Source organism: Nocardia brasiliensis ATCC 700358, from assembly GCF_000250675.2.
Classification (GTDB): domain Bacteria; phylum Actinomycetota; class Actinomycetes; order Mycobacteriales; family Mycobacteriaceae; genus Nocardia; species Nocardia brasiliensis_B.
The window spans coordinates 4,317,420-4,340,779 of sequence record NC_018681.1 but is presented as its reverse complement, the minus strand read 5'-3'; the positions used below and the strand labels follow the sequence as shown (position 1 = coordinate 4,340,779).

14 protein-coding genes are annotated in these 23,360 nt (G+C 70.2%); 9 read left to right on the top strand and 5 right to left on the bottom strand.

Annotated features, from left to right (window positions below; all coding sequences use genetic code 11):
• Positions 1–29: 29 nt before the first annotated feature.
• Complete coding sequence (locus tag O3I_RS19485) at positions 30–1,340, bottom strand: glutamine synthetase family protein (protein ID WP_014984678.1); 1,311 nt, start codon at positions 1,338–1,340, stop codon at positions 30–32.
• Between the two features lie 232 nt (positions 1,341–1,572).
• Between O3I_RS19485 and O3I_RS19480 the strand changes: the two genes are divergently transcribed.
• Both O3I_RS19480 and O3I_RS19475 read left to right on the top strand, forming a co-directional pair.
• Entirely contained in the window at positions 1,573–3,060 is a 1,488-nt protein-coding gene (locus tag O3I_RS19480) for a cytochrome P450 (RefSeq protein WP_014984677.1), read from the top strand.
• 5 nt (positions 3,061–3,065) lie between these two features.
• Complete coding sequence (locus O3I_RS19475) at positions 3,066–4,406, top strand: glutamate-1-semialdehyde 2,1-aminomutase (protein WP_041562716.1); 1,341 nt, start codon at positions 3,066–3,068, stop codon at positions 4,404–4,406.
• 25 nt (positions 4,407–4,431) lie between these two features.
• Here the strand turns inward: O3I_RS19475 and O3I_RS19470 are convergent, their stop codons facing one another.
• Positions 4,432–5,430 (bottom strand): GlxA family transcriptional regulator, encoded by a 999-nt coding sequence (locus tag O3I_RS19470; protein ID WP_014984675.1) that lies wholly within the window; start codon positions 5,428–5,430, stop codon positions 4,432–4,434.
• A 72-nt stretch (positions 5,431–5,502) separates the two neighbouring features.
• Here O3I_RS19470 and O3I_RS19465 point away from each other — a divergent pair, with 72 nt between their 5' ends.
• Positions 5,503–6,900, top strand: coding sequence for an MFS transporter (locus O3I_RS19465; protein WP_014984674.1), 1,398 nt, complete (start codon positions 5,503–5,505; stop codon positions 6,898–6,900).
• 10 nt (positions 6,901–6,910) lie between these two features.
• Here O3I_RS19465 and O3I_RS19460 read toward each other — a convergent pair whose 3' ends face one another.
• Positions 6,911–8,041, bottom strand: a complete 1,131-nt coding sequence (locus O3I_RS19460; RefSeq protein ID WP_202804986.1) for an epoxide hydrolase family protein — start codon at positions 8,039–8,041, stop codon at positions 6,911–6,913.
• Between the two features lie 352 nt (positions 8,042–8,393).
• Between O3I_RS19460 and O3I_RS19455 the strand changes: the two genes are divergently transcribed.
• The 6 genes from O3I_RS19455 (at position 8,394) to O3I_RS42755 (ending at position 21,348) form a co-directional block, all read left to right on the top strand.
• On the top strand, positions 8,394–9,350 hold the full coding sequence (locus tag O3I_RS19455) for a zinc-dependent alcohol dehydrogenase (protein ID WP_014984672.1): 957 nt from the start codon (positions 8,394–8,396) through the stop codon (positions 9,348–9,350).
• A gap of 73 nt (positions 9,351–9,423) precedes the next feature.
• Complete coding sequence (locus O3I_RS19450; protein WP_014984671.1) at positions 9,424–12,510, top strand: type I polyketide synthase; 3,087 nt, start codon at positions 9,424–9,426, stop codon at positions 12,508–12,510.
• On the top strand, positions 12,507–18,926 hold the full coding sequence (locus O3I_RS42760) for a type I polyketide synthase (protein ID WP_014984670.1): 6,420 nt from the start codon (positions 12,507–12,509) through the stop codon (positions 18,924–18,926). Before O3I_RS19450 ends, O3I_RS42760 begins: the two co-directional genes overlap by 4 nt.
• Positions 18,923–19,366 (top strand): DUF3291 domain-containing protein, encoded by a 444-nt coding sequence (locus O3I_RS19440; protein WP_014984669.1) that lies wholly within the window; start codon positions 18,923–18,925, stop codon positions 19,364–19,366. The genes O3I_RS42760 and O3I_RS19440 overlap by 4 nt, the downstream gene beginning before the upstream one ends.
• 3 nt (positions 19,367–19,369) lie before the next feature.
• On the top strand, positions 19,370–20,557 hold the full coding sequence (locus O3I_RS19435) for an acyl-CoA dehydrogenase family protein (RefSeq protein WP_014984668.1): 1,188 nt from the start codon (positions 19,370–19,372) through the stop codon (positions 20,555–20,557).
• Positions 20,558–20,568: 11 nt separating this feature from the next.
• Entirely contained in the window at positions 20,569–21,348 is a 780-nt protein-coding gene (locus tag O3I_RS42755) for a thioesterase II family protein (RefSeq protein ID WP_081594038.1), read from the top strand.
• A 128-nt stretch (positions 21,349–21,476) separates the two neighbouring features.
• Here the strand turns inward: O3I_RS42755 and O3I_RS19425 are convergent, their stop codons facing one another.
• Both O3I_RS19425 and O3I_RS19420 read right to left on the bottom strand, forming a co-directional pair.
• Positions 21,477–22,715: an MFS transporter gene (locus tag O3I_RS19425; RefSeq protein ID WP_014984666.1), complete on the bottom strand. Its 1,239-nt coding sequence runs from the start codon at positions 22,713–22,715 to the stop codon at positions 21,477–21,479.
• Complete coding sequence (locus tag O3I_RS19420; RefSeq protein WP_014984665.1) at positions 22,712–23,302, bottom strand: winged helix-turn-helix domain-containing protein; 591 nt, start codon at positions 23,300–23,302, stop codon at positions 22,712–22,714. The genes O3I_RS19425 and O3I_RS19420 overlap by 4 nt, the downstream gene beginning before the upstream one ends.
• Positions 23,303–23,360 lie beyond the last annotated feature (58 nt).

The following is a 23,360-nucleotide window of genomic DNA, read 5'->3' as shown; positions in this document are numbered from 1 at the left end:
GACGATCGAAAAGGTCGGAGCGACCTCGCCTACACCGAATCCAGATACCGCGCGCGCTCCCATTCGGTCACTTCTCGCTGGCCCGCCGCGGCCTCGCTGCGCGCCACCTGGTACAGGTTCTGCACGGTCCCCGTGCCGAGGGCCCGCCGGGCGAATTCGCTCTCGCCGAAAAGCGTTGCCGCCGCCCAAATGTTTGTCGGCAGCGGCGAATATTCTTCCGACACATAGGAGTTCGCGGCGGGCTCGGCCGGCGTCAGCCCTTCGGTGACGCCGGCCGAGCCCGCCGCGAGCTGGGCTGCGGCGAGTAGATAGGGATTGGCGTCGGCGGCGGCGATCCGCGTTTCCACCCGGGTGCCCTTGGCATCCCGGATCAGCACCCGCACGGCGGCGCACCGATTGTCCAAACCCCAGGACAGGTTCGTCGGCGCGAACGAATGGTCCGTCACCCGCTTGTAGCCGTTGGGCGTCGGCACCGCGACGAGTTGCAGCTCCGCCGCGTACTTCAGCAGTCCCGCAACATAATTGCCGCCGACCGCACTCAATCCGCCGGTCCGCGCATCCCAGAACGCGTTGCTCTTGTCTTGCCCCCACATGCTCTGATGGATGTGCAACCCGCTGCCGGACAGATCGCCGAACGGCTTCGCCATGAACGTGGCGCGATACCCGTGCCGCGGTGCGAGCTGCTTGACCGCATAACGGAAGAACAGCAGGCTGTCGGCCGCGGTGACGGGATCGGAGGGGGTCAGGTTGATCTCGACCTGACCGGGCGCGTACTCGGCGCCGCACGCCTCGACCTCGACGTCGGCGCTCAGCAGCATGGCGCAGATCTCGTCGAGAAACGGCTCCAGGTAATGGTTGTCGTGCAGGCTGTAGACCGGGTTGCGATCTCCCCGCGCGCGCAGCGACTCGCCGTCGAGCGCGTAGAACTCGGTCTCCATCGCGATATACGGTGCGAGCCCGGCGTTTTCGACATCGGCGACCACGCAGCGCAGGACCTCGCGCGGCGCGATCGCGGCCAGTTCGCCTGCTGCGTCCACCACGTCACAGAAGACCAGCGCCGTCTTCGGCTTCCACGGCACCAGCCGCAAGGTCGCCACGTCGGGCCGCAGGAAGATATCGGGATATCCGTTCGACCAGCTGTAGTCGGCGGTCTCGATGACCTCCATCCGGTAATCCCAGGCCAAAACCGCCGAGGAAAGACCGACCCCGTCCGACATTCCGTTGGCCAGAAAGGATTCGACCGGGATTCTCTTTCCGCGAAGGGCGCCGGTCATATCGGGGGTGGCGAGTTCGACCATCGTGATCGAATTCTCTTTCAGGAATTGCTCTACCGCTTCCATCTGGATCCTCTCACTCCCCACGGACCGTCTCACTGCGCAGCCCATGCGGGTGCGCGACCTGTTCCGAAAGGCAGGCTTCGACAGTCGTTGTCGCCCATCAGGCCAGTCTGGCAGAGGAACTCGTGGTCCGGGATGCCCCGGATGGGGGGTTGAAATTCGGGCGAACACCCCTGATCTTGGACGAACAACACCGATTCAAATCTCCCCAAAAGCATTACGGGAAGCGACGACCGTGACCGAAGCCCCACCGCTCATCGATACCGCGGCCGAGCCGGCCCGAGCGCCCGGACCGACGGGCCTGGACGCATTCCGGGTAATGACCAGAATCCGCCGAGATCCATGCTCCGCATTCCAGGAACTCGTCGAGCGTTACGGCAACATCGTCCGAATAGACGCCTCGGGGCAGCAGTTCTTCCTCGTGAACGACCCCGATCTCGTCGAAGCCGTCTTCGTCGCGCGGCAGAGCAACTACGGCAAGACCCTCAATGCCAAGGTCGCGGCGATGGCCCTGGGCAACGGACTGCTGACCAACGAGGGCGAGTCCTGGACCAGGCAGCGCCGGATCATGCAGCCGCTGTTCGCCCGCAGGCAGCTGGACCGGTTCGCCGAGTCCATGATCGACGCCGCGGAACGTGCCCTGGCCCGCTGGGCGACCCGTCCCGACGGCGACCGGCTCGATGTCTCCGTCGCGATGAACGCGTTGACGCTCGACGTCACCGGCCCCGCGCTGTTCGGTGGCGACCTGTCCGATGACGCGGCCCGGGTGCACGAGGCGCTCGTCGAGATCCTGCGCTGCGTCGGCAAGGCGATGACCTCGCTGCTGACCTGGCTGCCGCTGCGTATCCCGGGCATCACCCCCGATTCGGCGTTGCGGTTGCAGGCACCGCGCTGGCGCAAGCTGGACGCGGCGGTCGGGGTGCTGGACGACGTGGTCGCCCGGCTGATCCGGGAACGACAGGACGACCGTCGCGACGAGCGGCACGATCTGCTCGGTCTGCTGCTCGACGCGCGGGACGAGGCGGGGGCGGCGGCGATGAGCCCGCGGCAGGTCCGCGACGAACTGAAGACCTTTCTGCTGGTCGGGCACGACACCACGGCCTATTCGCTGGCCTGGACCCTGCTGCTGCTGTCGAATCATCCCGAGGCGCGCGAGCGCCTGATCGCCGAGGTCGACACCGTGCTCGGCGGCCGCCGTCCTACGCCCGCCGACCTCGACCAGCTGCCGTGGACCTCGGCCGTCATCGAGGAGGCGATGCGGCTGTATCCGCCTTCCTGGCTGATCGAACGGCAAGCCATCGCCGACGACGTGCTCGGCGGCTACCACGTGCCGGCGGGCGCGACCGTGTACGTGGCACCGTATCTCCTGCACCACGATCCGCGATCCTGGCCCAATCCCGAAGGTTTCGATCCGCGCCGATTCCTGCCCGAGCACCGGCAGTTCGTCTTCCCCGCGGCCGACGCCACCGCGAATCCTCTTGTCCGCCCACGCTTTTCCTATCTTCCCTTCGGCGCGGGTCACCGCCAGTGCATCGGCCTGGGTTTCGCCCGCATCCAGGCCAAACTCATCCTCGCCATGCTCACCCAGCGCTACACCTTCGACCTCGCCGCGGGCGCCCGGGTCCTCCCCGAACACACCCTGACGCTGCGCCCTCGCGACGGCCTCCCCATGGTCCTGCGCCGCCGCGCCGCGGCCGCCGACTCGGCGGCTCCCCTAGGCTGAGGGGTATGGCTGCTTCTACGAGCAACGAAATTCAGTTCGATCGTGCGCGGCAGGTTATTCCGGGCGGGGTGAACTCGCCGGTGCGCGCTTTTCGGTCGGTCGGGGGCGCGCCCCGGTTCATAGTGAGTGCGGCGGGGCCGTATGTCACCGACGTGACGGGACGCGAGTACGTCGATCTCGTAGCGTCTTGGGGGCCCGCCATTCTCGGCCATGCGCATCCGGAAGTCGTTGCGGCCGTGCAGGACGCGGCGGCGCGCGGGTTGTCGTTCGGCGCCAGCACGCCGGCCGAGACCGAGCTGGCCGAACTCGTCGTCGCCCGGCTCGGCGGCCCCCGCGCCGGGGGCGGGCTGATCGACGAGCTGCGGCTCGTGTCCACCGGCACCGAGGCGACGATGACCGCGATTCGGCTGGCCCGCGGGTTCACCGGAAAGCCGTTGGTGGTCAAGTTCGCCGGCCACTATCACGGTCATTCGGACGGCCTGCTCGCCGCGGCGGGCTCCGGCGTGGCCACCTTCGGCCTGCCCGCGTCGGCCGGGGTGCCCGAGCCGATCGCCGCGCAGACGATCGTGCTGCCGTACAACGACATCGCCGCGGTGCACGCCGCTTTCGCGGCGCACCCGGGACAGATCGCGGCCGTCATCGTCGAAGCCGCCGCCGCGAACATGGGTGTCGTCGCGCCCGGCGACGGATTCAACGCCGCGCTGGCCGCCGTCGTGCACGAACACGACGCGCTGCTGATCCTGGACGAGGTGCTCACCGGGTTCCGGGTCGCGCCGGACGGCTACTGGGGCCTCGAAAGGTCGCGTTCGACCGCACCTTACGACGCCGACCTGGTCGCGTTCGGCAAGGTGATCGGGGGCGGCATGCCGCTGGCGGCGGTCGGTGGCCGCCACGACGTGATGGCGTGTCTCGCGCCGGACGGGCCCGTGTATCAGGCGGGCACGCTGTCCGGGAACCCGCTCGCCGTCGCCGCGGGCCTGGCCACGCTGCGGCTCGCGGACCAGAAGACCTACGACCTGCTGGACGAAACCAGCAGCACGATTCAGACCGCCACCACCGCTGCCCTCACCGAAGCCGGTGTCGCACATACCATTCAGTCCGCGGGCAACCTGTTCTCGGTGCTGTTCTCCCCCACCCCGGCCCGCGACTACGCGGCTGTGCAGGCGCAGGACACCTTCCGGTTCCCGCCGTTCTTCCACACCATGCTGGAACACGGTGTGGCGCTACCGCCGAGTGTCTACGAGGCCTGGTTCGTCACGGCCGCGCACGACGATCGCGCGCTCACCACGATCCTCGACGCGCTCCCGCACGCCGCCAGGGCGGCCGCGGCGGCGCGCCCCGAATAATGCTCCAGCACAATAGAACAGCGCACTACTGGCCGGGGTGGTAGTCGCGTCGATACTTCGTCGGCGACAGACCGAGTTCGCGGGCGAAGTGGGCGCGCAGGTTGGGCGCGGTGCCCAGGCCGCTGTGCGCGGCGACGAGATCGACCGGCAGGCCGGTGTGTTCGAGCAGTTCGCGCGCGCGGGCGAGGCGCTGCACCAGCAGCCAGCGGCTCGGCGTGGTGCCGAGTTCGGCATGAAACCGGCGGATCAGCGTCCGCACGGACACGCCTGCCTCGGCCGCGAGGTCGCCCACACCGGTCGGCTGATCGAGTCGTGCCATCGCCCACTCCAGCACCTCGCCGAGGCCGGAGCCACCGCGCGGGGCGGGCACAGGTGATTCCAGGTACTGCGCCTGACCGCCCGCACGATGCGGCGGGACGATCATCCGGCGCGCTACCGCGTTGGCGGCGCGGGAGCCCAGGTCCGCGCGAATGACGTGCAGGCACAGGTCGATCCCGGCCATGAGTCCGGCACTGGTGAGCACGTCGGGTTCGTCGGTGTAGAGAATGTTCGGGTCCACCCGCACGGCCGGGAAACGGCTCGCCAGCAGGGCGGCGTGTTCCCAGTGACTGGTGGCGGTTCTGCCGTCGAGCACCCCGGCCGCGGCCAGCACGAACGCGCCGGAGCACAGCGAGACCATCCTGGCGCCGCGCGCCCGCGCGGCGCGGATCGCGGCCAGCGCCGCCGCAGGCGGATCCGTACGCACGTCACCGGTTCCGGGGACGAGCACCGTATCCGCGGTCGCCAGGTCGTCGAGGCCGTGGGTGGCGCACATGCCGAACGAACCGGCGGGCCCAGCGTGACCGAACCAGGCCCGCAGGCCGACGTGCGCACCCGCACCGTCGACGCCGCACAACCGCAGGTCGTACCAGTCGCCCACGTGGTCGTGTGGGGGCGTACCGAAGGCCTGACACGCGAGCGCGACCTCGATGGCGGCCTGCTGCGACAGCAGCAGCACCGCGAGAGTGCCTGGGACACTGGGCATGTCACAAAGCTATCGAATGATGGCAAGCACGGCACTCGTGGCCGCCGCGACGGCTCTGTACGGTGACGTGACGTGACAGCCCACATCCCGGACAACCCTGCCGTCCTGCCGGTCGACAGCCGGCGGTGGCGGATTCTGGCGGTCGCCTCGGCCGCCCAATTCCTCGCCATCCTCGACCTGTTCGCGGTCAATGTCGCCTTCCCCGCACTGGAGCAAACGTTCCACGGCAGCACGCTGGCTCAGGTGTCGTGGGTGCTCAACGCGTACACCATCGTGCTCGCGGCCATGCTGGTGCCCGCGGGGCGGATGGCAGACGACATCGGCCGCAAGGCCGCGTTCCTCGTGGGTATGACGTTGTTCGGGGTGGCGTCGCTGGGTTGTGCCCTCGCCCCGACGCTCGGCGTGCTGGTCGCCGCGCGGGTGGTGCAGGCCGTCGCGGGCGCGATCCTGATCCCGACCTCGCTCGGCCTCGCCCTGCCTGCCTTCCCGCCGCGCGAACACGCCAAGGTGATGGGCATCTGGACCGCCGTCGCCGCGGCCGGCGCCGGCAGCGGCCCGGTGGCAGGGGGTCTGCTGCTGGCCGCCGGCTGGCGGTGGATCTTCCTGATCAACATTCCGGTCGTCGTGGTCGCGGTGCTGGCCGGGCGCCGGGTGCTGCCCGCCGCGGCGCGCGGCACCCGCAAACGCCTGGATCTGCTCGGCGCCACGTTGGTGCTCTGTACCGCGGCCGGGCTGACGACCGTCTTCGTGCAGGCCCCCGAGTGGGGCTACGGCTCCAAGGCGATCCTCGGCTGCGCGCTGGCGACCGTGCTACTCGCGGCGCTGACCGTGCGTCATCTGCGCCGAGCGCCCGACCCGGTGGTCAGCTTCGAACTCTTCCGGCACCGGCTGTTCACGGTCGCGGTCGGCGGATTGTTCCTGTACTACCTGGCCTTCGCCGCGATGATCCTGGCGGCCACGCTGTTCCTCACCGGTCGCTGGCACTATTCCGTCGTGACCGCGGCGCTCAGCATAGCGCCCATGCCGCTGAGCACCATGACGACGGCACTGCTGTACGGCCGGATCGTGGCTCGGGTCGGCGCGCGGATCGCGACCATGCTCGGTGGCCTGGCGCTCGCGGCCGGCTGCGGCTGGTGGGCGCTCACCGCGACGGACCGGCCGCAGTATCTCGTCGTGTTCCTGCCCGGCGCCGTGCTCGCCGGCATCAGCACCGCGCTGTTGCAGCCTGCGCTGTTCGGGTCGGCGGCCACCCTGCCGTCGGAACAGACCTCGCTGGCCAGCGCGGTGCTCATGATGTCGCGGCAGCTCTCCTCCGCGCTCGGCGTCGCGATCCTCACCGTGCTCCTCGGCCACCAAGCGTTACGCGACTTCCGCATCGCCTGGCTGGCGATGGCCGCCGCCGCACTGGCCGCCGCCATCGCCGGCTTGCGCTTTCGCGACAATTCCGCTGGGCGCGAACCGGTTCGGTGACCGTCGCGGCTCAGCGCAGCCCGCGGAACGTGGCCCTGACCTCGTCGACGAACACGGCGGGCTGCTCGAGGGCGGCGAAATGCCCGCCCCGGTCGAGTTCGTTCCAGTGCCGCAGATCGGCGAACTGCGGCTCGGCCAGTCGGCGCGTCGGCCGGTAGATGTCGGCGGGGAAGACCGAACACCCGGTGGGCACCGTAATGCGGCTGTCGTCGCCGGTCGCGGTGGCGAAACTTTCCCAGTAGAGCCGTGCGGCCGAGGCGCCGGTGGCGGGCAGCCAATACATCAAGAGGTTGTCGAGCAGCTCGTCTTCGGTGAAGACGGTGCCGGGATCGCCGCCGCAATCGCTCCAGGCTTCGAACTTGTCGATGATCCAACCGGCCAGCGCCGCAGGCGAATCCGTCAGGCCATAGCCGATGCTCTGCGGTCGAGTCGCCTGGATGGCTGCATACGCCGAGCCCTGGGCGCGATGTCCGGCGAGCGCGGCCACGGCGCGACGGTCCGCCTCGGTGAGGTCCTCGGCACCCACCGGCGCACGGAACGGCACCATGTTCAGGTGGATGCCGATGACCTGCTGCGGATGCCGTCTGGCCAGCGCCATGGTGATCCGCGCACCCCAGTCGCCGCCCTGGGCGGCGTAGCGGGCGTAACCGAGCCGGCGCATAAGCTGGTCCCAGGCGTCGGCGATCCGTTCCGCGCCCCACCCGGTCCGCTCCGGCTTACCGCTGAAGCCGAACCCCGGCAGCGACGGGCACACGACATGGAACGCGTCGGAGGCGTTGCCGCCGAACGAGACCGGATCGGTGAGGGGTGCGACGACCTTCTGGAATTCGGTGACCGAGCCGGGCCAGCCGTGCGTGATCAGTAGCGCGATCGCGCCGGGGTGCGGCGACCGGGCGTGCACGAAATGGACTGGCAGTCCGTCGATCTCGGTGCGGAACTGCGGGAACCGATTCAGCCGCCGCTGGGCGGCGCGCCAGTCGTAATCCTCCAGCCAGTACCGGCACAGCCCGCGCAGATAGGCCGCGGGTGTGCCCTGGGACCAATCGCCGACCGTCTCGGGCTCGGGCCATCTGGTGCGGCGCAGGCGCTCCCGCGCATCCGTCACCACGGATTCCGGGATCTCGACTTCGAACGGCACGATGGCCGCGGACTGTCCGGGCATGGGCACACTGCCTTCCGCTTATGGCTCGCATTGTCCGAGGCTCAAAATACTTGATGCACTTACCCTTTGCGAGCGGAAATCTAGCGACCCAGGTCAGGAATGTCCGAATTGTCCTGAGGCCCAATCAGAGGTGACACATTCTTTCCGAACAGAAGTGACAAATCCGACTTCCGGCAAACCGGTAGTGCCTCGAATTACGTTGCCTACCTGCTGTTTTCATCCACCCTTCACCCTTCCTTCATTTCACTCGGAGCGTGGACACCGTACGGAATGTCCCCCTATAGTCGGGAAAATGCGGACAGCGAGACTTCATGGAATCGCGGACCTGCGGGTGGGGAACGAACCACCGCCGGCGGCGGCTGCGGGCGAGACCCTGGTACGGGTCACCGCGGTCGGCATATGCGGATCGGATCTGCACTGGTACGAAGACGGCGCGATCGGCGACGCGAAACTCGGGGAGCCATTGATACCCGGCCACGAGGGCGCGGGTGAGATCGTCACCGGACCGCGGCGCGGCGAACGGGTCGCGATCGATCCGGCGATCCCTTGCGAGGCCTGCCGCGCCTGCCGCGACGGTTATCGAAATCTTTGCTATCACGTGCGATTCGCCGGCCACGGCGTGACCGACGGGATGCTCCGCGAGATCCTGCCGTGGCCGACGCATCGCTTACATCCGTTGCCGGACAACGTATCCGATGCTGCAGGAGCCCTGCTCGAGCCGCTGGCGGTCGCCCTGTGGGCGCTGGATCTCGGCCCGGTACCGTTCGGCGGTACCGCGGCGGTCGTGGGCTGCGGGCCGGTCGGACTGCTGCTGATCCAGGTGCTGCGCGCCGCCGGGGTATCCCGCGTGCTCGCGGTCGAGCCGCTGGCACACCGGCGAGACGCCGCCGCGAAATGGGGCGCCGACGAGATTCTCGATCCCTACCCCGCCGCGGACCCGCCCGACTTCGCCGCGCACGGCGTCGATGTCGCCTTCGAAATGGCCGGAAACGACGACGCGGTGCACATCGCCATGGCGGCCACGCGACCGGGCGGGCGGGTGGTGCTCGGCGGTATCCCCGGCTCGGACACCACGACGTTCCGGGCCTCACTCGCCCGCGGTAAAGAGCTGACCATCGCAATGGTGCGGCGCAGCAACGAGACCCACCCGCGCGCGATCGATCTGGCGGCGCGCGGCGTCGTCGAACTCGACCCGCTCGTATCGTCGCGGGTTCCGCTCACCGAGGCCCCCGCCGCGTTCGCCGACGCGCAGCGCCGCACGGGGCTGAAAGTCATCATCACGCCGTAACGGCACCGACAAGACGAATTCGACACTGCGATCTACTCGGCCGCCGTTGCGGCCGTCTTCGGCGAGGGGGATCATGTCCGCGTTCACGACACACAAAAGGGCAGCGGAACCGATCGCCATCATCGGTATGGCCTGCCGGTATCCCGGCAATTCTGTTTCGCCGCAAGCATTCTGGGATCTCTTGTCCGCCGGTGCGACGGCCGTCACCGATTTTCCGGCCGACCGCGGCTGGGACCTCGACCGGCTCCGCGCCGATCCCGCACGCGCCGGGGCCAGTGCGGTACATCGCGGCGGCTTCCTCGACGCCGCCGCATTCGACGCGGCGTTCTTCGGCATCTCCCCCCGCGAGGCGGCCGCGATGCATCCCGAGCAGCGACTCCTGCTCGAAGTCGCTTGGGAGGCTTGCGAACACGCCATGGTCGACCCGCACTCGCTGCGCGCGACGAATACCGGCGTGTACGCGGCGCAGCTGTCCACCGCGTACGGCCCGCCGCTGCATCTGGCACCGGATGGCGCCGCCGGGCTGATGCTGACCGGGAACATAGCCGCCGCGATCAGCGGCCGGATCGCCTACACGCTCGGGGTCACCGGTCCCGCGATCACGATCGATACCGCCTCTTCGGGTTCACTGGTCGCCATTCACCTTGCGGTACAGGCACTTCGCGCCGGTGAGTGCGACCGCGCACTGGCCGGCGGCGTCTCCGTGATGCCGACGCCGGGATTCTTCACCGAATTCACCAGGCAGCAGGGGCTCGCGCCGGACGGCAGGGCCAAGCCGTTCGCCGCCGACGCCGACGGCACGGTCTGGTCCGAAGGGGCGGGCATGATCATGCTGGCGCGGCTGTCGGACGCGCAGGCGACCGGACACCGGGTGCTGGCGGTGATCCGCGGCTCCGCGGTCAATTCCGACGGCGCGAGCGCCGGTCTCACCGCGCCGAGCGCCACGGCACAGCAACAGTTGATCACGCGCACGCTGGCCGACGCCGGACTATCGGCCGCCGACGTGGATGCCGTCGAGGCCCACGGCTCCGGTACCAGAGCCGGCGACCGAGCCGAAGCAACGGCCCTGGTCGCGACCTACGGTGTCGATCGGGCACGGGACCGGCCGTTGCGGGTCGGGAGCGTGAAATCGAATATCGGCCATGCCCAAGCCGCCGCGGGTGTGGCCGGGCTGATCAAGTCGGTCCTGGCGTTGCAGCACGAAAAGCTCCCCGGCCTGGTGCATTTCGGCACGCCGTCGCCGGAGGTGGACTGGGCGGCGGCCGCGGTCCTGCCACTCACCGAGACCGAGCCATGGCCACGCGGTGAACGCCCGCGACGTTGCGGGGTGTCCTCCTTCGGCGTGGCCGGCACCAACGCGCACGTGATCGTCGAGGAGGCACCGGAATTCGAGACGGCCGACCCCGCCGCGCCCGCCCCGGCGGACGTGCTGCCGTGGGTGATCTCGGCCCGCAGCGAGACAGGCCTGCGGGCGCAAGCGGCGCGATTGCGGACAGCCGCGGACACCGAGCGGCCCGCGGACATCGGGTACTCGCTGGCCGTCACGCGGTCCCGCTTCGACCATCGGGCAGTGATCGTCGGTACCGACCGGGCGGAGCTGATGTCGGGCCTCGAAGCGGTAAGCCGCGGCGTACCGGCGGCGCAGGTGGTGCGGGGCACGGCCTGGCCCGACCCGCGACCGGTCTTCGTCTTTCCGGGGCAGGGCGGGCAGTGGCCGGGAATGGCGACCGCACTGGCGAAATCGTCGCCGGAGTTCGCCGGGCACCTGGCCGACTGCGCGGCGGCGCTGCGACCCTACCTGCCCTGGTCGCTGCCGGATGTCCTCGACGGCGTCGCGGGCGCGCCGAGCCTGGAGCGCGTCGACGTCGTCCAACCCGTGCTATGGGCGGTGATGGTCGCCCTGGCCCGGGTGTGGCAGGGCTACGGTGTCGAACCCGCTGCGGTGGTGGGACATTCGCAGGGCGAGATCGCCGCCGCCTGCGTCGCGGGTGCGCTTTCCCTCGACGACGGGGCCCGGGTGGTCGCGCGCCGCAGTCAGGTGGTGCTGCCGCTGTCCGGGACCGGCGCGATGCTCTCGCTCGGGCTCGGGGCCGACGCGGCCCGAAAACGGATGGCACGGTACGGAACTCGGCTCGACATCGCCGCGATCAACGGCCCGGGATCGGTGGCGGTGTGCGGGGAGCCCGCGGCGATCGCGCAGTTACAAGCCGAATGCGAAGCCGATGACATCCGCGCCAGGCCGATCAATGCCGACTACGCCTCGCACAGCAGTCACGTCGACCCCGTCGAGCGCGAACTCCGTGAGGCGCTCGCGTCCGTACGGCCGCGCACGGGGGCGGCGCCGATGTATTCGACGGTCACCGGTGCGCCGATCCGGCACGAAACGCTCGACGCCGAATACTGGTGGCGCAACCTGCGCAGACCGGTCCAGTTCGAGGCCGCCACCCGTAGTCTGCTCGCGGCAGGCCACCACGTCTTCATCGAGATCAGCCCCCACCCGGTCCTCGCCTTCGGCCTCGAGGGCACGATCGAGGCCACCGGAGCCGACGCCGCGGTCCTCGCCACGCTGCGCCGCGACGACGGCGGTCTCGACCGCATGACCATGTCCCTGGCCCAAGCCGACGCCCACGGCGTCGCCGTCGACTGGCACACGTATTTCGCGCCGGCCCGGCCGCGCCGAATCCCCTTGCCCACCTATGCGTTCCAGCGCCGGCGCTATTGGCTCGACGCTCCCGGAGCCCCGGCCACCGCCGCTGTTCCGGTAGCGGTCACCGGTCCGGAGCCCGCCGCGCCGTCCGCCACCCCACGCGATATCCGGGATCTGGTGGTGCGCGAGATCGCCGCGGTGCTCGGCCTGGGCACCGCCGCCGAGGTCAGCGTTGACCAGTCGTTCAAAGCGCTCGGCTTCGAGTCCATGACCAGCGTGGAGTTGCGCAACCGGCTGAGCGTCGCGCTGGGGCGACGGCTGCCGACCACCCTCATCTACGACTATCCCTCCCCGCGGGCGCTCGCCGACCACCTCGCCGGACTCGGCGACGACCCGAGCGACAACCCGGACCGCGACGACGCCCAGGCGCCCACCGCCCGCGGTCCGCGCGGATTCGACGACATGGACGGCGCCGAGCTGGTGCGGCTCGCGCTCGGTAAGGAGGCACGGTGAACACATCCGTCGACGAACTGGTCGAGGCGCTGCGCGAGTCGCTGAAGGAGAACGAGCGGCTGAAAGCGCGGATCAGCGAACCGATCGCGATCATCGGCATGGCGTGCCGCTTTCCCGGCGGCGTGCGCTCGCCCGAGGAACTCTGGGAGCTGCTGGCCGCCGACGGTGACGCGATCGCGCCCTTCCCCACCGACCGCGGCTGGGACACCGGCACCCTCTACCACCCCGATCCGGAGCACCCCGGCACGACCTACGTGCGCGCAGGCGGATTCCTGCGGGACGCGGCGCTTTTCGACGCCGGGTTCTTCGGGATCACACCGCGCGAGGCCGCCGCGATCAATCCGCAGCAGCGCCTGCTGCTCGAATGCGCTTGGGAATCCCTCGAACACGCCGCCATCGATCCGACCGCCCTGGTCGGCAGTCGCACCGGCGTCTTCGCCGGCGTGATCTACCAGGACTACAGCCTGCCGCTGCAGGCACCGCCGCACGACGCCGAAGGATATCTGCTCACCGGCGAACTCGGCAGCGTCGCGTCCGGCCGGATCGCCTACACGCTGGGTTTGCAGGGCCCCGCGGTCACCATCGACACGGCGTGCTCGTCGTCGCTGGTCGCGCTGCACGCGGCCGCCGCTTCGCTACGTCGTGGCGAATGCTCGCTCGCGCTGGCGGGCGGCGCGACGGTGATGTGTCACCCGCGGGTGATCACCGAGATGTCCCGGCAGGGCGGGCTGGCGCCGGACGGCCGCTCGAAGCCGTTCTCCGACAACGCCGACGGGGCCGGGTGGGGCGAGGGCGTCGGCATGCTCGTCCTGGAGCGACTGTCCGACGCCCGCGCGAACGGGCACGAGATACTCGCGGTGCTGCGCGGCTCGGCGATCAACTCCGACGGCGCGAGCAACGGCCTGACCGCGCCCAACGGGCCCTCCCAGCAACGGGTCATCCGCGACGCACTGCACGCCTGCGACCTCTCCCCTGCCGAGGTGGACGCGGTGGAGGCGCACGGGACGGGCACCGCACTCGGTGACCCGATCGAGGCCGGCGCTCTCATCGCCGCCTACGGTGCCGGCCGCCCGGCGCAGCGGCCGCTGTGGGTCGGCAGCGTGAAGTCGAACATCGGTCATCCGCAGGCGGCCGCCGGCGTGGCCGGGGTGATCAAGATGGTGCTGGCGATGCGCCACGAAACCTTGCCCGCGCTGGTGCATTTCACGACGCCGTCCCGGCATGTGGACTGGGCTGAGGCGGGTGTCCGGCCACTCGCCGAAGCGGTGCCGTGGCCACGCGGCGAACGGGTACGGCGGTGCGGGGTGTCCTCGTTCGGTATCAGCGGCACGAACGCACACGTGATCCTCGAGGAAGCTCCGGTGGCGACGGCCGCCACCGAGCCGAGTGGCCCACCGGCCGAGGTGACGCCGTGGGTGGTCACCGCGCGCAGTGCCGCGGCCCTGTCCGCGCAGGCCGCGGCCCTGCTGACCGCAGCGGCGACCGAACGTCCCGAGGACCTCGGATTCTCCTTGGCGCTCAACCGCTCTCGGTTCGACCATCGGGCCGTGGTGGTCGGCGCCGACCGAGACGAACTGCTCACCGGACTCACGGCGCTCTCGCGCGACGAGTCCGCGCCGCAAGTGGTGCGCGGGACCGCCTGGCCGGACCCGCGTCCGGTGTTCGTATTCCCCGGGCAGGGCGGTCAGTGGCCGGAAATGGCAGCGGCGCTGGTGAAGTCGTCGCCGGTGTTCGCACAGAGCTTGGCCGAATGCGGTGACGCGCTGGCCCGATACGTCCCGTGGTCGTTGCACGATGTCCTCGACAATGTCGCGGGCGCACCGAGTCTCGATCGGGTCGATGTCGTGCAGCCAGTGCTCTGGGCCGTGATGGTCGCATTGGCACGGGTGTGGCAGGCCTATGGCGTCGAACCCGCTGCGGTGGTGGGACATTCCCAGGGCGAGATCGCCGCCGCCTGCGTGGCGGGCGCGCTGTCCCTGGACGACGGCGCGCTCATCGTGACGCGACGCAGCCGAGCGGTCCTGCCGCTGTCGGGCACCGGCGCGATGCTCTCGCTCGGCCTGGGCGCGGCCGCGGCACGGGAACGTATGGCACGGTTCGGCACTCGGCTGTCGGTCGCCGCGGCGAACGGGCCCGAGTCGACGGTGGTCTGCGGCGAACCGGACGCGATCGCGGAGCTACAGGCCGAATGCGCGGCCGCCGGCGTGCACACCCGGACCATCAACGCGGACTACGCCTCGCACAGCAGTCACGTGGACCCGCTCGAACCCGAGCTGCTCGACGCGCTCGCCCGGGTGCGGCCGCGCACCGGATCGGTGCCGATGATTTCCACGGTCACCGGCGCGCCGATCGAGCACACCGCGCTCGACGCGACCTACTGGTGGCAGAATCTGCGCAGGCCGGTCGAATTCGAGACCGCCACCCGTCAGCTGCTGACCGCAGGACATCACGTCTTCATCGAGATCAGCCCGCATCCGGTGCTCGCCTTCGGCATCGAAGGCACCGTCGAGGCGACCCGGGCGGAGGCGGCCGTGGTCGCCACCCTGCGCCGCGACGACGGCGGTCTCGATCGCATGACCACCGCCCTCGCCCAGGCGCACGCGTACGGCGTTCCCGTCGACTGGGACGCCTATTTCGCACCGACTCGACCGCGCCGAATCCCCCTGCCCACCTATGCCTTCCAGCGCCAGCGCTACTGGCTCACCGACGCGCCGCGCACCGGACCGGCCGACCTCACCGCGGCGGGGCTCGAACGGCCGGCCCACCCGCTGATCGGCGCGGGCGTGCAACTCGCCGACACCGAGGGGCACCTGTTCACCGCGAGCCTGTCGCTGGAGCGCCAGCCCTGGCTGGCGGACCACACGGTCGGCGGCGAGGTGATCCTGCCGGGCACCGCGATGGTCGAACTCGCTTTGCGGGCAGGCGAACAGGTGGGCGCCGAATGGGTGGACGAGCTGGTGCTCGAGGCTCCGCTGGTGCTGCCCGGCGACGACACGGTCCAGGTCCAGCTCACCGTCGGTGCGGTGGACGACACGGGCGGACGACGGGTCAGCCTGTACTCCCGGCGCGGGGGCCTCGGCGCGTGGACCCGGCACGCGCACGGCACGGTGTCCCCCACCTGGGAGCCGCCGGCCGACGGATTCGCCGAGTGGCCACCCACCGGCGCCGCACCGATGGACGTGGACGCCGTCTACGACCGCGCGGCACAGGCGGGTATGACGTACGGGCCCGCCTTCCGCGGCCTGAACCGGTTGTGGCGCAGCGGTGCCGAGTACTACCTCGAATCGCGACTACCGGACGAAATAGCCATGGACGCCGGGCAGTACGGTCTGCACCCTGCCTTGACCGACGCCGTGCTGCACGGCTGCCTCGCCGCCCTGGCCGACCGGAACGCGCTCACGCACGCGGCGGTCCTGCCGTTCACCTGGACGGGGGTCGGCCTGTATACGCTCGGTGCGGCAGCGGTCCGGGCCCGCATCACGCCTTTGGGCGACACCGAGTTCCGCGTCGATCTCGCCGACGACGCGGGCGAGGCCGTCGGCCAGATCGCGACGCTGAGCTTCCGGCCCGCCGGGTCTCTGCTACAGGGCGCGACCCAGGCACTGTCCACGGTCCGCTGGACCTCGCTGGCCGCACCCGCCGATACCGGACCCGGCGACGAGCTGTGGGTGCTCGGCGACGACCTCGCCCGCCAACTCGCCGACGCCGGAATCGAATTCGGTCGCTGCGCCGATGCCACCGCCGTGAACAGCTCGGGTCCGGTGTTGCTCGACGTCGCCCCGGTCGCCACCCCCGCCGGAGTGGCCCGTGCCGCGCTCGACCGCGTGCGGCAGGTGCTGTCCGATATCCGGGCGTGGCTCGCGGCCACCGGCGACCCGGCGGCACGGCTCGCGGTGATCACCCATCGTGCGGTCGCCATCACACCCGACGAGGACGTCACCGATCTGGCGAGCGCCGCGGTCTGGGGACTGATCCGCACCGCACAGGCCGAATACCCCGGCCGATTCGTCCTGGTGGATCTCGATGACGAACCTGCCTCCGCGCGGGCGTTGCCGTCGGCGCTGCGCACCGCCGAGGAGCAGCTCGCGATTCGCGACGGTCATCTGAGTACCCCGCGGATCGGCCCGCTGCGCACCGAAGCCACCGCGCCACCGCTGGCGGAACCCGACCACACGGTGCTGATCACCGGCGGCACCGGCGGACTCGGCGGACTCCTCGCGCGCCACCTCGCGACCGCGCACCACGTCCGGCACCTGCTCCTGGTCAGCCGGCGCGGCGAAACATCGCCCGGCGCAGCCGAACTCGTCGCCGAACTGACCGCACTCGGCGCCGAGGTCCGGGTGGCGGCGTGCGATATCGCCGACTACGCGGCCACCGCCGAGCTGCTGCGCTCGCTGCCCGCCGATCGGCCGCTCGGCGCGGTGATCCACGCGGCCGGGGTGCTCGACGACGGCACCGTCGAGACGCTCACCGACGCCCAGATCGAGCGCGTCATGCGCGCCAAGGTGGACGGCGCGGTGAATTTGCATCTGCTCACCGAGGGCCTCGAGTTGTCCGGCTTCCTGACCTACTCCTCGGTGGCGGGTGTGCTCGGCACGCCGGGGCAGGCCAATTACGCGGCAGGCAACGCCTTCCTGGACGCGCTCGTGCAGCACCGCCGCGCGCACGGCCTGCCGGGCATCTCGCTGGCGTGGGGGCCGTGGGCGAGCGACGCGGGCATGACCGAGGGTCTGTCCGAGGTGGACCACGCCCGCCTGGGCCGGTGGGGACTGCTTCCGCTCGACGCCGCGGACGGCTGCGCGCTCTTCGACGCGGCCCGCGCCGCGGACCGGCCGCTCGCCATTCCCTGCCGCATCCAGTTGACCAGAGCTGGTGACGCACAGCTTGTTCCGGCAATGCTGCGCGACATGGTCCGGGCCGCGCCTCGGCCCCGCCAGGCCACGAGCGCACCCAGGGCGGACGACACCGCACGCGAACGCGAGCAGCTGCGGGACCACCTGATCGGTTTGCCCGCGGTCCAGCGAAGAGAAGAACTGGTCCGGATGATCACCCGGCACGCCGCCGAGGTCGCCAATCTGGCCTCGGCCGACGAGGTCGCCGCCGATCTGCCGCTGATGGCGCTCGGTTTCGATTCGCTCGCCTCGCTCGAACTGCGAAATCGCCTGGTGCATCAGCTCGGATTGACCGGGCACCTGTCCGCGAACGCCGTCTTCCAGACGCCGACGCCGGCCGGCCTCGCCGCGCGGATCGCCACGATCCTGACCGGTGACGACGAATCCACCGCGGTCGAAGAACCGGTGCCGGACCAGGTGGGGTTGCCCGACGATATCGTGCCCGCCGCAACCTCCGGCCCGGTCGCCCTGGCCGCCGCCGCACATCTCTTCGTCACGGGCGCAACCGGATTCGTCGGCAGCTTCCTGGTCCGTGAACTGCTGGACCGGACGTCGTCGACCGTGCACTGCCTCGTCGAGTCGCCGAACGCGGCGCAGGGCCTGGCTCAGCTGCGGGACACGATGCGCGGCTACCGGCTGTGGGACGACGCGATAGCCGACCGACTGATCGTGGTGCCCGGCAGGCTCACCGATCCCCATTTCGGCCTGACGGAGAGGGAGTTCGATGCGCTGGCCCGCACCGTGGACGGCGTATTCCATTGCGCCGCAGTCGTGGACGAATCCGAGTCGGTGGACGGGATGGCGGCCGTCCTACGCCTGGCCGCCCGCCACCGGACGGTCCCGGTGCATCACCTGTCCACGTTCGCCGTCTTCGGGCCGCCGGACACCGCCGGGCCCGCACCGGCCGAGGACGCGCCGACCGGCCCGTCGGCCGCGCTGACGGACGAGTACGCGCAGGCCGGGTGGATCGCGGAGGAAATGGCCGCCCGCGCCCGCGAACGCGGGCTACCCATCTCGATCTACCGGTTGCCGCCGACCGATCTGCTCTGGCGCGTCGTCCAAGGGTGCATCCAGGCGGGCGTAGCGCCCGCGACCGAGCTGACCGGCGACATCATCCCCGTCGGCTACGCGGCGAAAGCCATTGCCGCCCTGTCCTGCGACGGCAAGGCGGCCGGCGCGACCTTCCACCTGTCCAGCCCGGAACCGGTGCCGTTCGCATCGATCATCGCCACGCTCGCCGCCCGCGGATACCCGCTGGCCGAACTCCCCGCGGGACTGTGGGCGGACATGATCGCCGGCGATCCAGACAACGCCGCTCATCCGGTGCTGCAAGCCTTCTCGGAGATCGCCTTCGAGCAACCCGACCACGGCCGCTCATCGTTCGAGTCCACCGCGACCCGGGCGGCGCTCACGTCGGTCGGCGTATCCGGTCCACCCGCGAGTGCCGCGTCACTGGCCGCGACCATCGACTATTTCATCGAGACGGGCCACCTGCCCGCCGCACAGGAGGCTTCGACACGATGAGCGGCGAATACCATCTCGCGCAGGCGAACATCCTCTACGCCGTCGACTCGCTGAAGTCCGAGACGCTCGCCGATTTCCACGAGCTCGCCTTGAAGATCGACGCGATGGCCCGCGCCGCACCGGGTTTCGTCTTCCGGCTCGAGTCGCTGTTCGATCTCCCCGAAGACCCCTACATGCTGAACATTTCGGTGTGGGAGGACATGGCGACGCTGCGGGAGTTCACCTATCGGGGCGAACACGCCGGTTCCCTGCGCATCCGCCGGAAATGGTTCAAGCCGCCGCGCGGTGCTCCGTCGGTGCTGTGGTGGCTGCCCGTCGGCAGCCTGCCCGACGTCGGCGAAAGCATGGCCAGGCTGGACCTGCTGAACGCGAAAGGCCCCACGCAGGAGGCCTTTACGTTCCGTCGCGCATTCCCGCCGCCCGTCACCGGAAAGGACTGATCAGTGCCTCTCTACGACCGGCCGCCGGCACCGGCGGAAGCGTTGCAAGCCGTCCGCGAGTTCGCGCGGACCACGTTGCTCGGCCACGACGCCGACTTCGATTCGGGCGCGGAACCGCCTCTGGCGCTGTACGAGCCCCTGCACAAAATGGGACTGCTGAACTGGTGGCTGCCCACCGAATACGGCGGCGCCGGACTCGGTCTCGCCGACAGCATCGACCTCGTCTCCGAACTCGCCTACGCCGACGCGGGTTCGGCCTTCACCCTGCTGATCTCCATCCTCAGCAGCTCGATGGTTTCGCTGTACGGGTCACCCGAGCTCAAAGAGCGATTCCTCACGGCGATGACCCGCGAGGGCGGCTACTCGGCCGCGCTGGGCAGCGAGCAGGCGGCCGGCAGCGAGCTGATCAATCTCGCCACCACGCTCACCAGGCGCGGTGACGACGTGGTGCTCAACGGCGAGAAGATGTTCTCCACCAACTCCGGCTTCGCCGACTACCTCGTCGTGTTCGCCAGGTCCGCCGGGGACAAGAAGGGCGCCACCTACCACGCGGTGCTCGTGCCGCGGGATACACCGGGTGTGCAGGTGGTCAAACGCTGGGACATGATCGGTCTCCGGTCGGCGGGCACCTACCAGGTGTCGTTCACCGACTGCGTAGTGCCGAGCGGCCATGTGCTGAACGGGCCGGGGCTCAAGATCATCGAGGTCGGCTTGAACTCGAGCCGGATCCTGATCGGGACCATCGCGCTCGGCGTGGCCAGGCGGATCCGCGATCTCTGCCTGGATTACGCGATGACCAAACGACTGGGCGGTCGCACCCTCATCGAGAACGCCGTGTTCGCAGGCAAACTCGGGCAGATGGAAATGCAGATCGACGTCATGCGCAACCAATGCCTGGCCGCGGCAACCGAATACGACGCCATCATGGCGACCGCCGACCCGGCCGCGGAATTCCTCCAGCGCGGCGCGCTGCGATCGGCCTTGACCACCAAGATGTTCTGCGGACAGACCGGCTGGCAGGTGGCCACGGTCGGCTCGGAGATGTTCGGCGGCCTCGGCTATACCACCGAGCTGCCCATCGCCAAGTACCTGCGCGATACCCGGGCCGTGACCATCGTCGAAGCAGGCGACGACGTGCTTCGTGAACTCGTCTTCCGGCGGTTCGTGCTGCCGGCCAATCGCAGGATCTGAGGTAACCGGGAATGGGTCAGCGAACAGTGAAGCAGCCGTCACCCTGGCTGCAGCATGTGGTGTCCGATGCCCAGCCGGGCACCGCCTGCCTGGTCTGCGTACCGCCGGCCGGGGGTGCCGCCGGTGCGTATTGGACTTGGACACAATGGCTGCCACCGCATATCGACCTGCTGCTGGTGCAGCCGCCGGGGCGGGAGGACCGCTACGCGGAGCCGCCCGAGTGGACGCTCGAAGACGTTCACGAGCAGTTCACGCACGCGCTGGCCGCGCTGCCGGAGGTGCCGTACCACGTGCTCGGCCACAGCATGGGCAGCCTGATCGGCACGCATATCGCGACCTGGCTGGCCCCGCACCGCGAGGTGCGACGGCTGATCGTCAGCTCCTACCGGCCGGACCCCAGCGAGAGCCGCTTCTCCCGAGTGTTCCCGAGCGGCCGCATCGACCAGATCGACCTCGCCCAGCTGGCCGCGCTCAGCGGCCTGGACGTGGCCGACTGGCACGCGCTGCCCGCAGAGTTCCGGGAGGGCCTGACCCGGCGCTGGTATGCGGATCTGGCGTTGTCCGCGGAGCTACCCGTCCCCACCGAACCGGTGCTGGACTGCCCCATCACCGCGTGGCTGGGCGACCACGACCTCATGTCCGCGGGCGCGCTCACGGCCTGGTCGAAACTCACCACCCGCACCTGCACGGTCGAAACCTGGCCCGGCGGCCACGATTACCTCTTCGCCCGGCCCACCCCGGTGCGGGAGCGCCTGCTCGAACTCATGGAAACCGACGCACCGCCGGCCTGATCATGCCCGCGCAGGGGGGACACGAGCGCCCACACCGGCCGAATGCGCGACAGTGCGGGGTCGGTCCGCGACAGTGGAGCGTATGCGTCACCGGTCGAACGGCGGGTGTACGCAGAACGCGTTGCGGGTCAGGGTAGTTCGGCGCGGCGGAGGGACGTGGCACGGAAGCCTAGGAGTGCGCCGAGGGCGACTATGGCGGCGCTGACGACGAAGACGGGGCGGGTGCCCCAGGCCGCGATAGCCGCGCCGACTACCGGATAGATGAGAGGTGCGAGGCCGAGGGTGACCAGGCCCGCCGCTGCGGTCACCCGGCCGAGATAGGCTGGGACGGTGGTGGTTTGGACGAGCGCCGCACACAGGGCGCCGCTGAGTCCCGCGGTGAGTCCGATGGCGATGCCGAGACCCGCCGCCGCCGGCAGCGCCGGGGCGTAGGCCAGCGCGCCGATCGCGACCGCGCCGAGCACCAGGCACACCGGCTGTACCAGTCCGGCCCGGGGTACCCGGCCGCCGACCGCGAGCAACAGTGAAGCGGCGGCCGCGCCCACGCCGAATCCGCCGATGATCCAACCGAGTCCCGTTGCACCCCAGCCCCGTTCATCGGCGAGCAGGGTGACGCCGATATTCAGCGGACCGGTGAAACCCAGCTCGCCTACGGCGAGGACGACGACCAGCGGTGCCAGCACGGGGTCGCGGCGGATGTAGCACACGCCTTCGACCAGATCCGCCCACGCGGTGCTGTGCTGTTCGGCCACACCGTCATCCGGCAGCGGCGCGATCCGGACGGCGATCAGCAGCGGCAGCGACACCGCGAACAACAGTGCGGCGGTGACGAATGCGAGCGACGGCCCGCCGGCCGCCAGTGCCAGTCCGCCGAGCGGAGAGCCGCCGATGAGCGCGGCGCGGGAAGCCAGCCCGCGCAAGCCCTGCACCCGGGCCAACTGGTCCGGCTTCGTGATGCGCGGCGGCAGCGCGCCGACCGCGGGCAGGAACAGCGCATCGATCACGCCGAACACCATCGCGACCAAGGCGAGCAGCCAGACGCCGGGTGTCGTCACCGCCAGCACACCCGCCGCGCCCAGGATTACCAGGCAGCGCGTCAGATCGCTGCCGATCAGCACCTTGCGCGGCCCGAACCGGTCGGCGATGACTCCCCCGCCGAGCATGAGCAGCACCCTGGGCACCGCCGCCACCGCCAGTACCAGCCCGGCCTGCGCCGGCGTGCCGACTTGAATCGCCGCCCAGGACAGCGCGAGAAAATACACGCTGTCCCCCAGCAGCGAGCAGACGAACGCGCCGAGCCAGCGCAGCACGTTCGCATCCCGATACGCCGGCGGCGCCGCTTCCGCCCGAACGGCTCCGGTACTCACGGCCGGGACGGAAATCCGTAGAGCTGCACCGCGACGTGCTCGCGGCCGTCGGCCTCGCCCGCCGCGACCGCCGCCTCGCCGCGGTCCTGCCAGCGACGGACCACGGCGGTGATCTCAGCCTCCAGCTCGGCCAGCTCGGCCGAGGTCAGCCGTGGCGTGTACTCGGCGCTGAAGGCCGCGTCGGTCCAGGCCTTCGGCCAGGCCGACTGCTGGTCGAGGTAGGCGCGGTACCGTTCGCTGCGGTCGGCCAGCAGCTGCCGGGTGACCTGTCCGACGACCATCGCGCCCTCGGGATCGGCGAGAAAGTCCGAGCTGCGAAAGCTCCAGCCCTTGTCCGACACCGGTTTCCACCAGCGCTCGCGGCCGTCGGTCCCCAATTCCGGTGCGGCCACGACGAATCCGTGCGCCGCCAGCTTCCGCAGGTGGTAGCTCACGAGCGAGACCGCCTCGTCCACCTGTTCGGCCAGCTGCGACGCGGTCGCGGAACCGGCGGTGTTCAGCGCGCGATACAGCGCTATCCGCAACGGATGCGTGAAGACCTTCAGCGCATCGAGATCGGTGATGGTCGGCGGCGCGGCGTCGGGCATGCCACCCAGGCTAGATACGAAAGGAAATTTGCGCAATTATTCTTTCGCATCTCGCGCG

Coding starts and splice junctions, on each gene's coding strand:
- O3I_RS19440 (WP_014984669.1), top strand. CDS start 18,923: ATGAGCGGCGAATACCATCTCGCGCAGGCGAACATCCTCTACGCCGTC.
- O3I_RS19485 (WP_014984678.1), bottom strand. CDS start 1,340: ATGGAAGCGGTAGAGCAATTCCTGAAAGAGAATTCGATCACGATGGTC.
- O3I_RS19420 (WP_014984665.1), bottom strand. CDS start 23,302: ATGCCCGACGCCGCGCCGCCGACCATCACCGATCTCGATGCGCTGAAG.
- O3I_RS42755 (WP_081594038.1), top strand. CDS start 20,569: ATGGGTCAGCGAACAGTGAAGCAGCCGTCACCCTGGCTGCAGCATGTG.
- O3I_RS19475 (WP_041562716.1), top strand. CDS start 3,066: ATGGCTGCTTCTACGAGCAACGAAATTCAGTTCGATCGTGCGCGGCAG.
- O3I_RS19450 (WP_014984671.1), top strand. CDS start 9,424: ATGTCCGCGTTCACGACACACAAAAGGGCAGCGGAACCGATCGCCATC.
- O3I_RS19470 (WP_014984675.1), bottom strand. CDS start 5,430: ATGCCCAGTGTCCCAGGCACTCTCGCGGTGCTGCTGCTGTCGCAGCAG.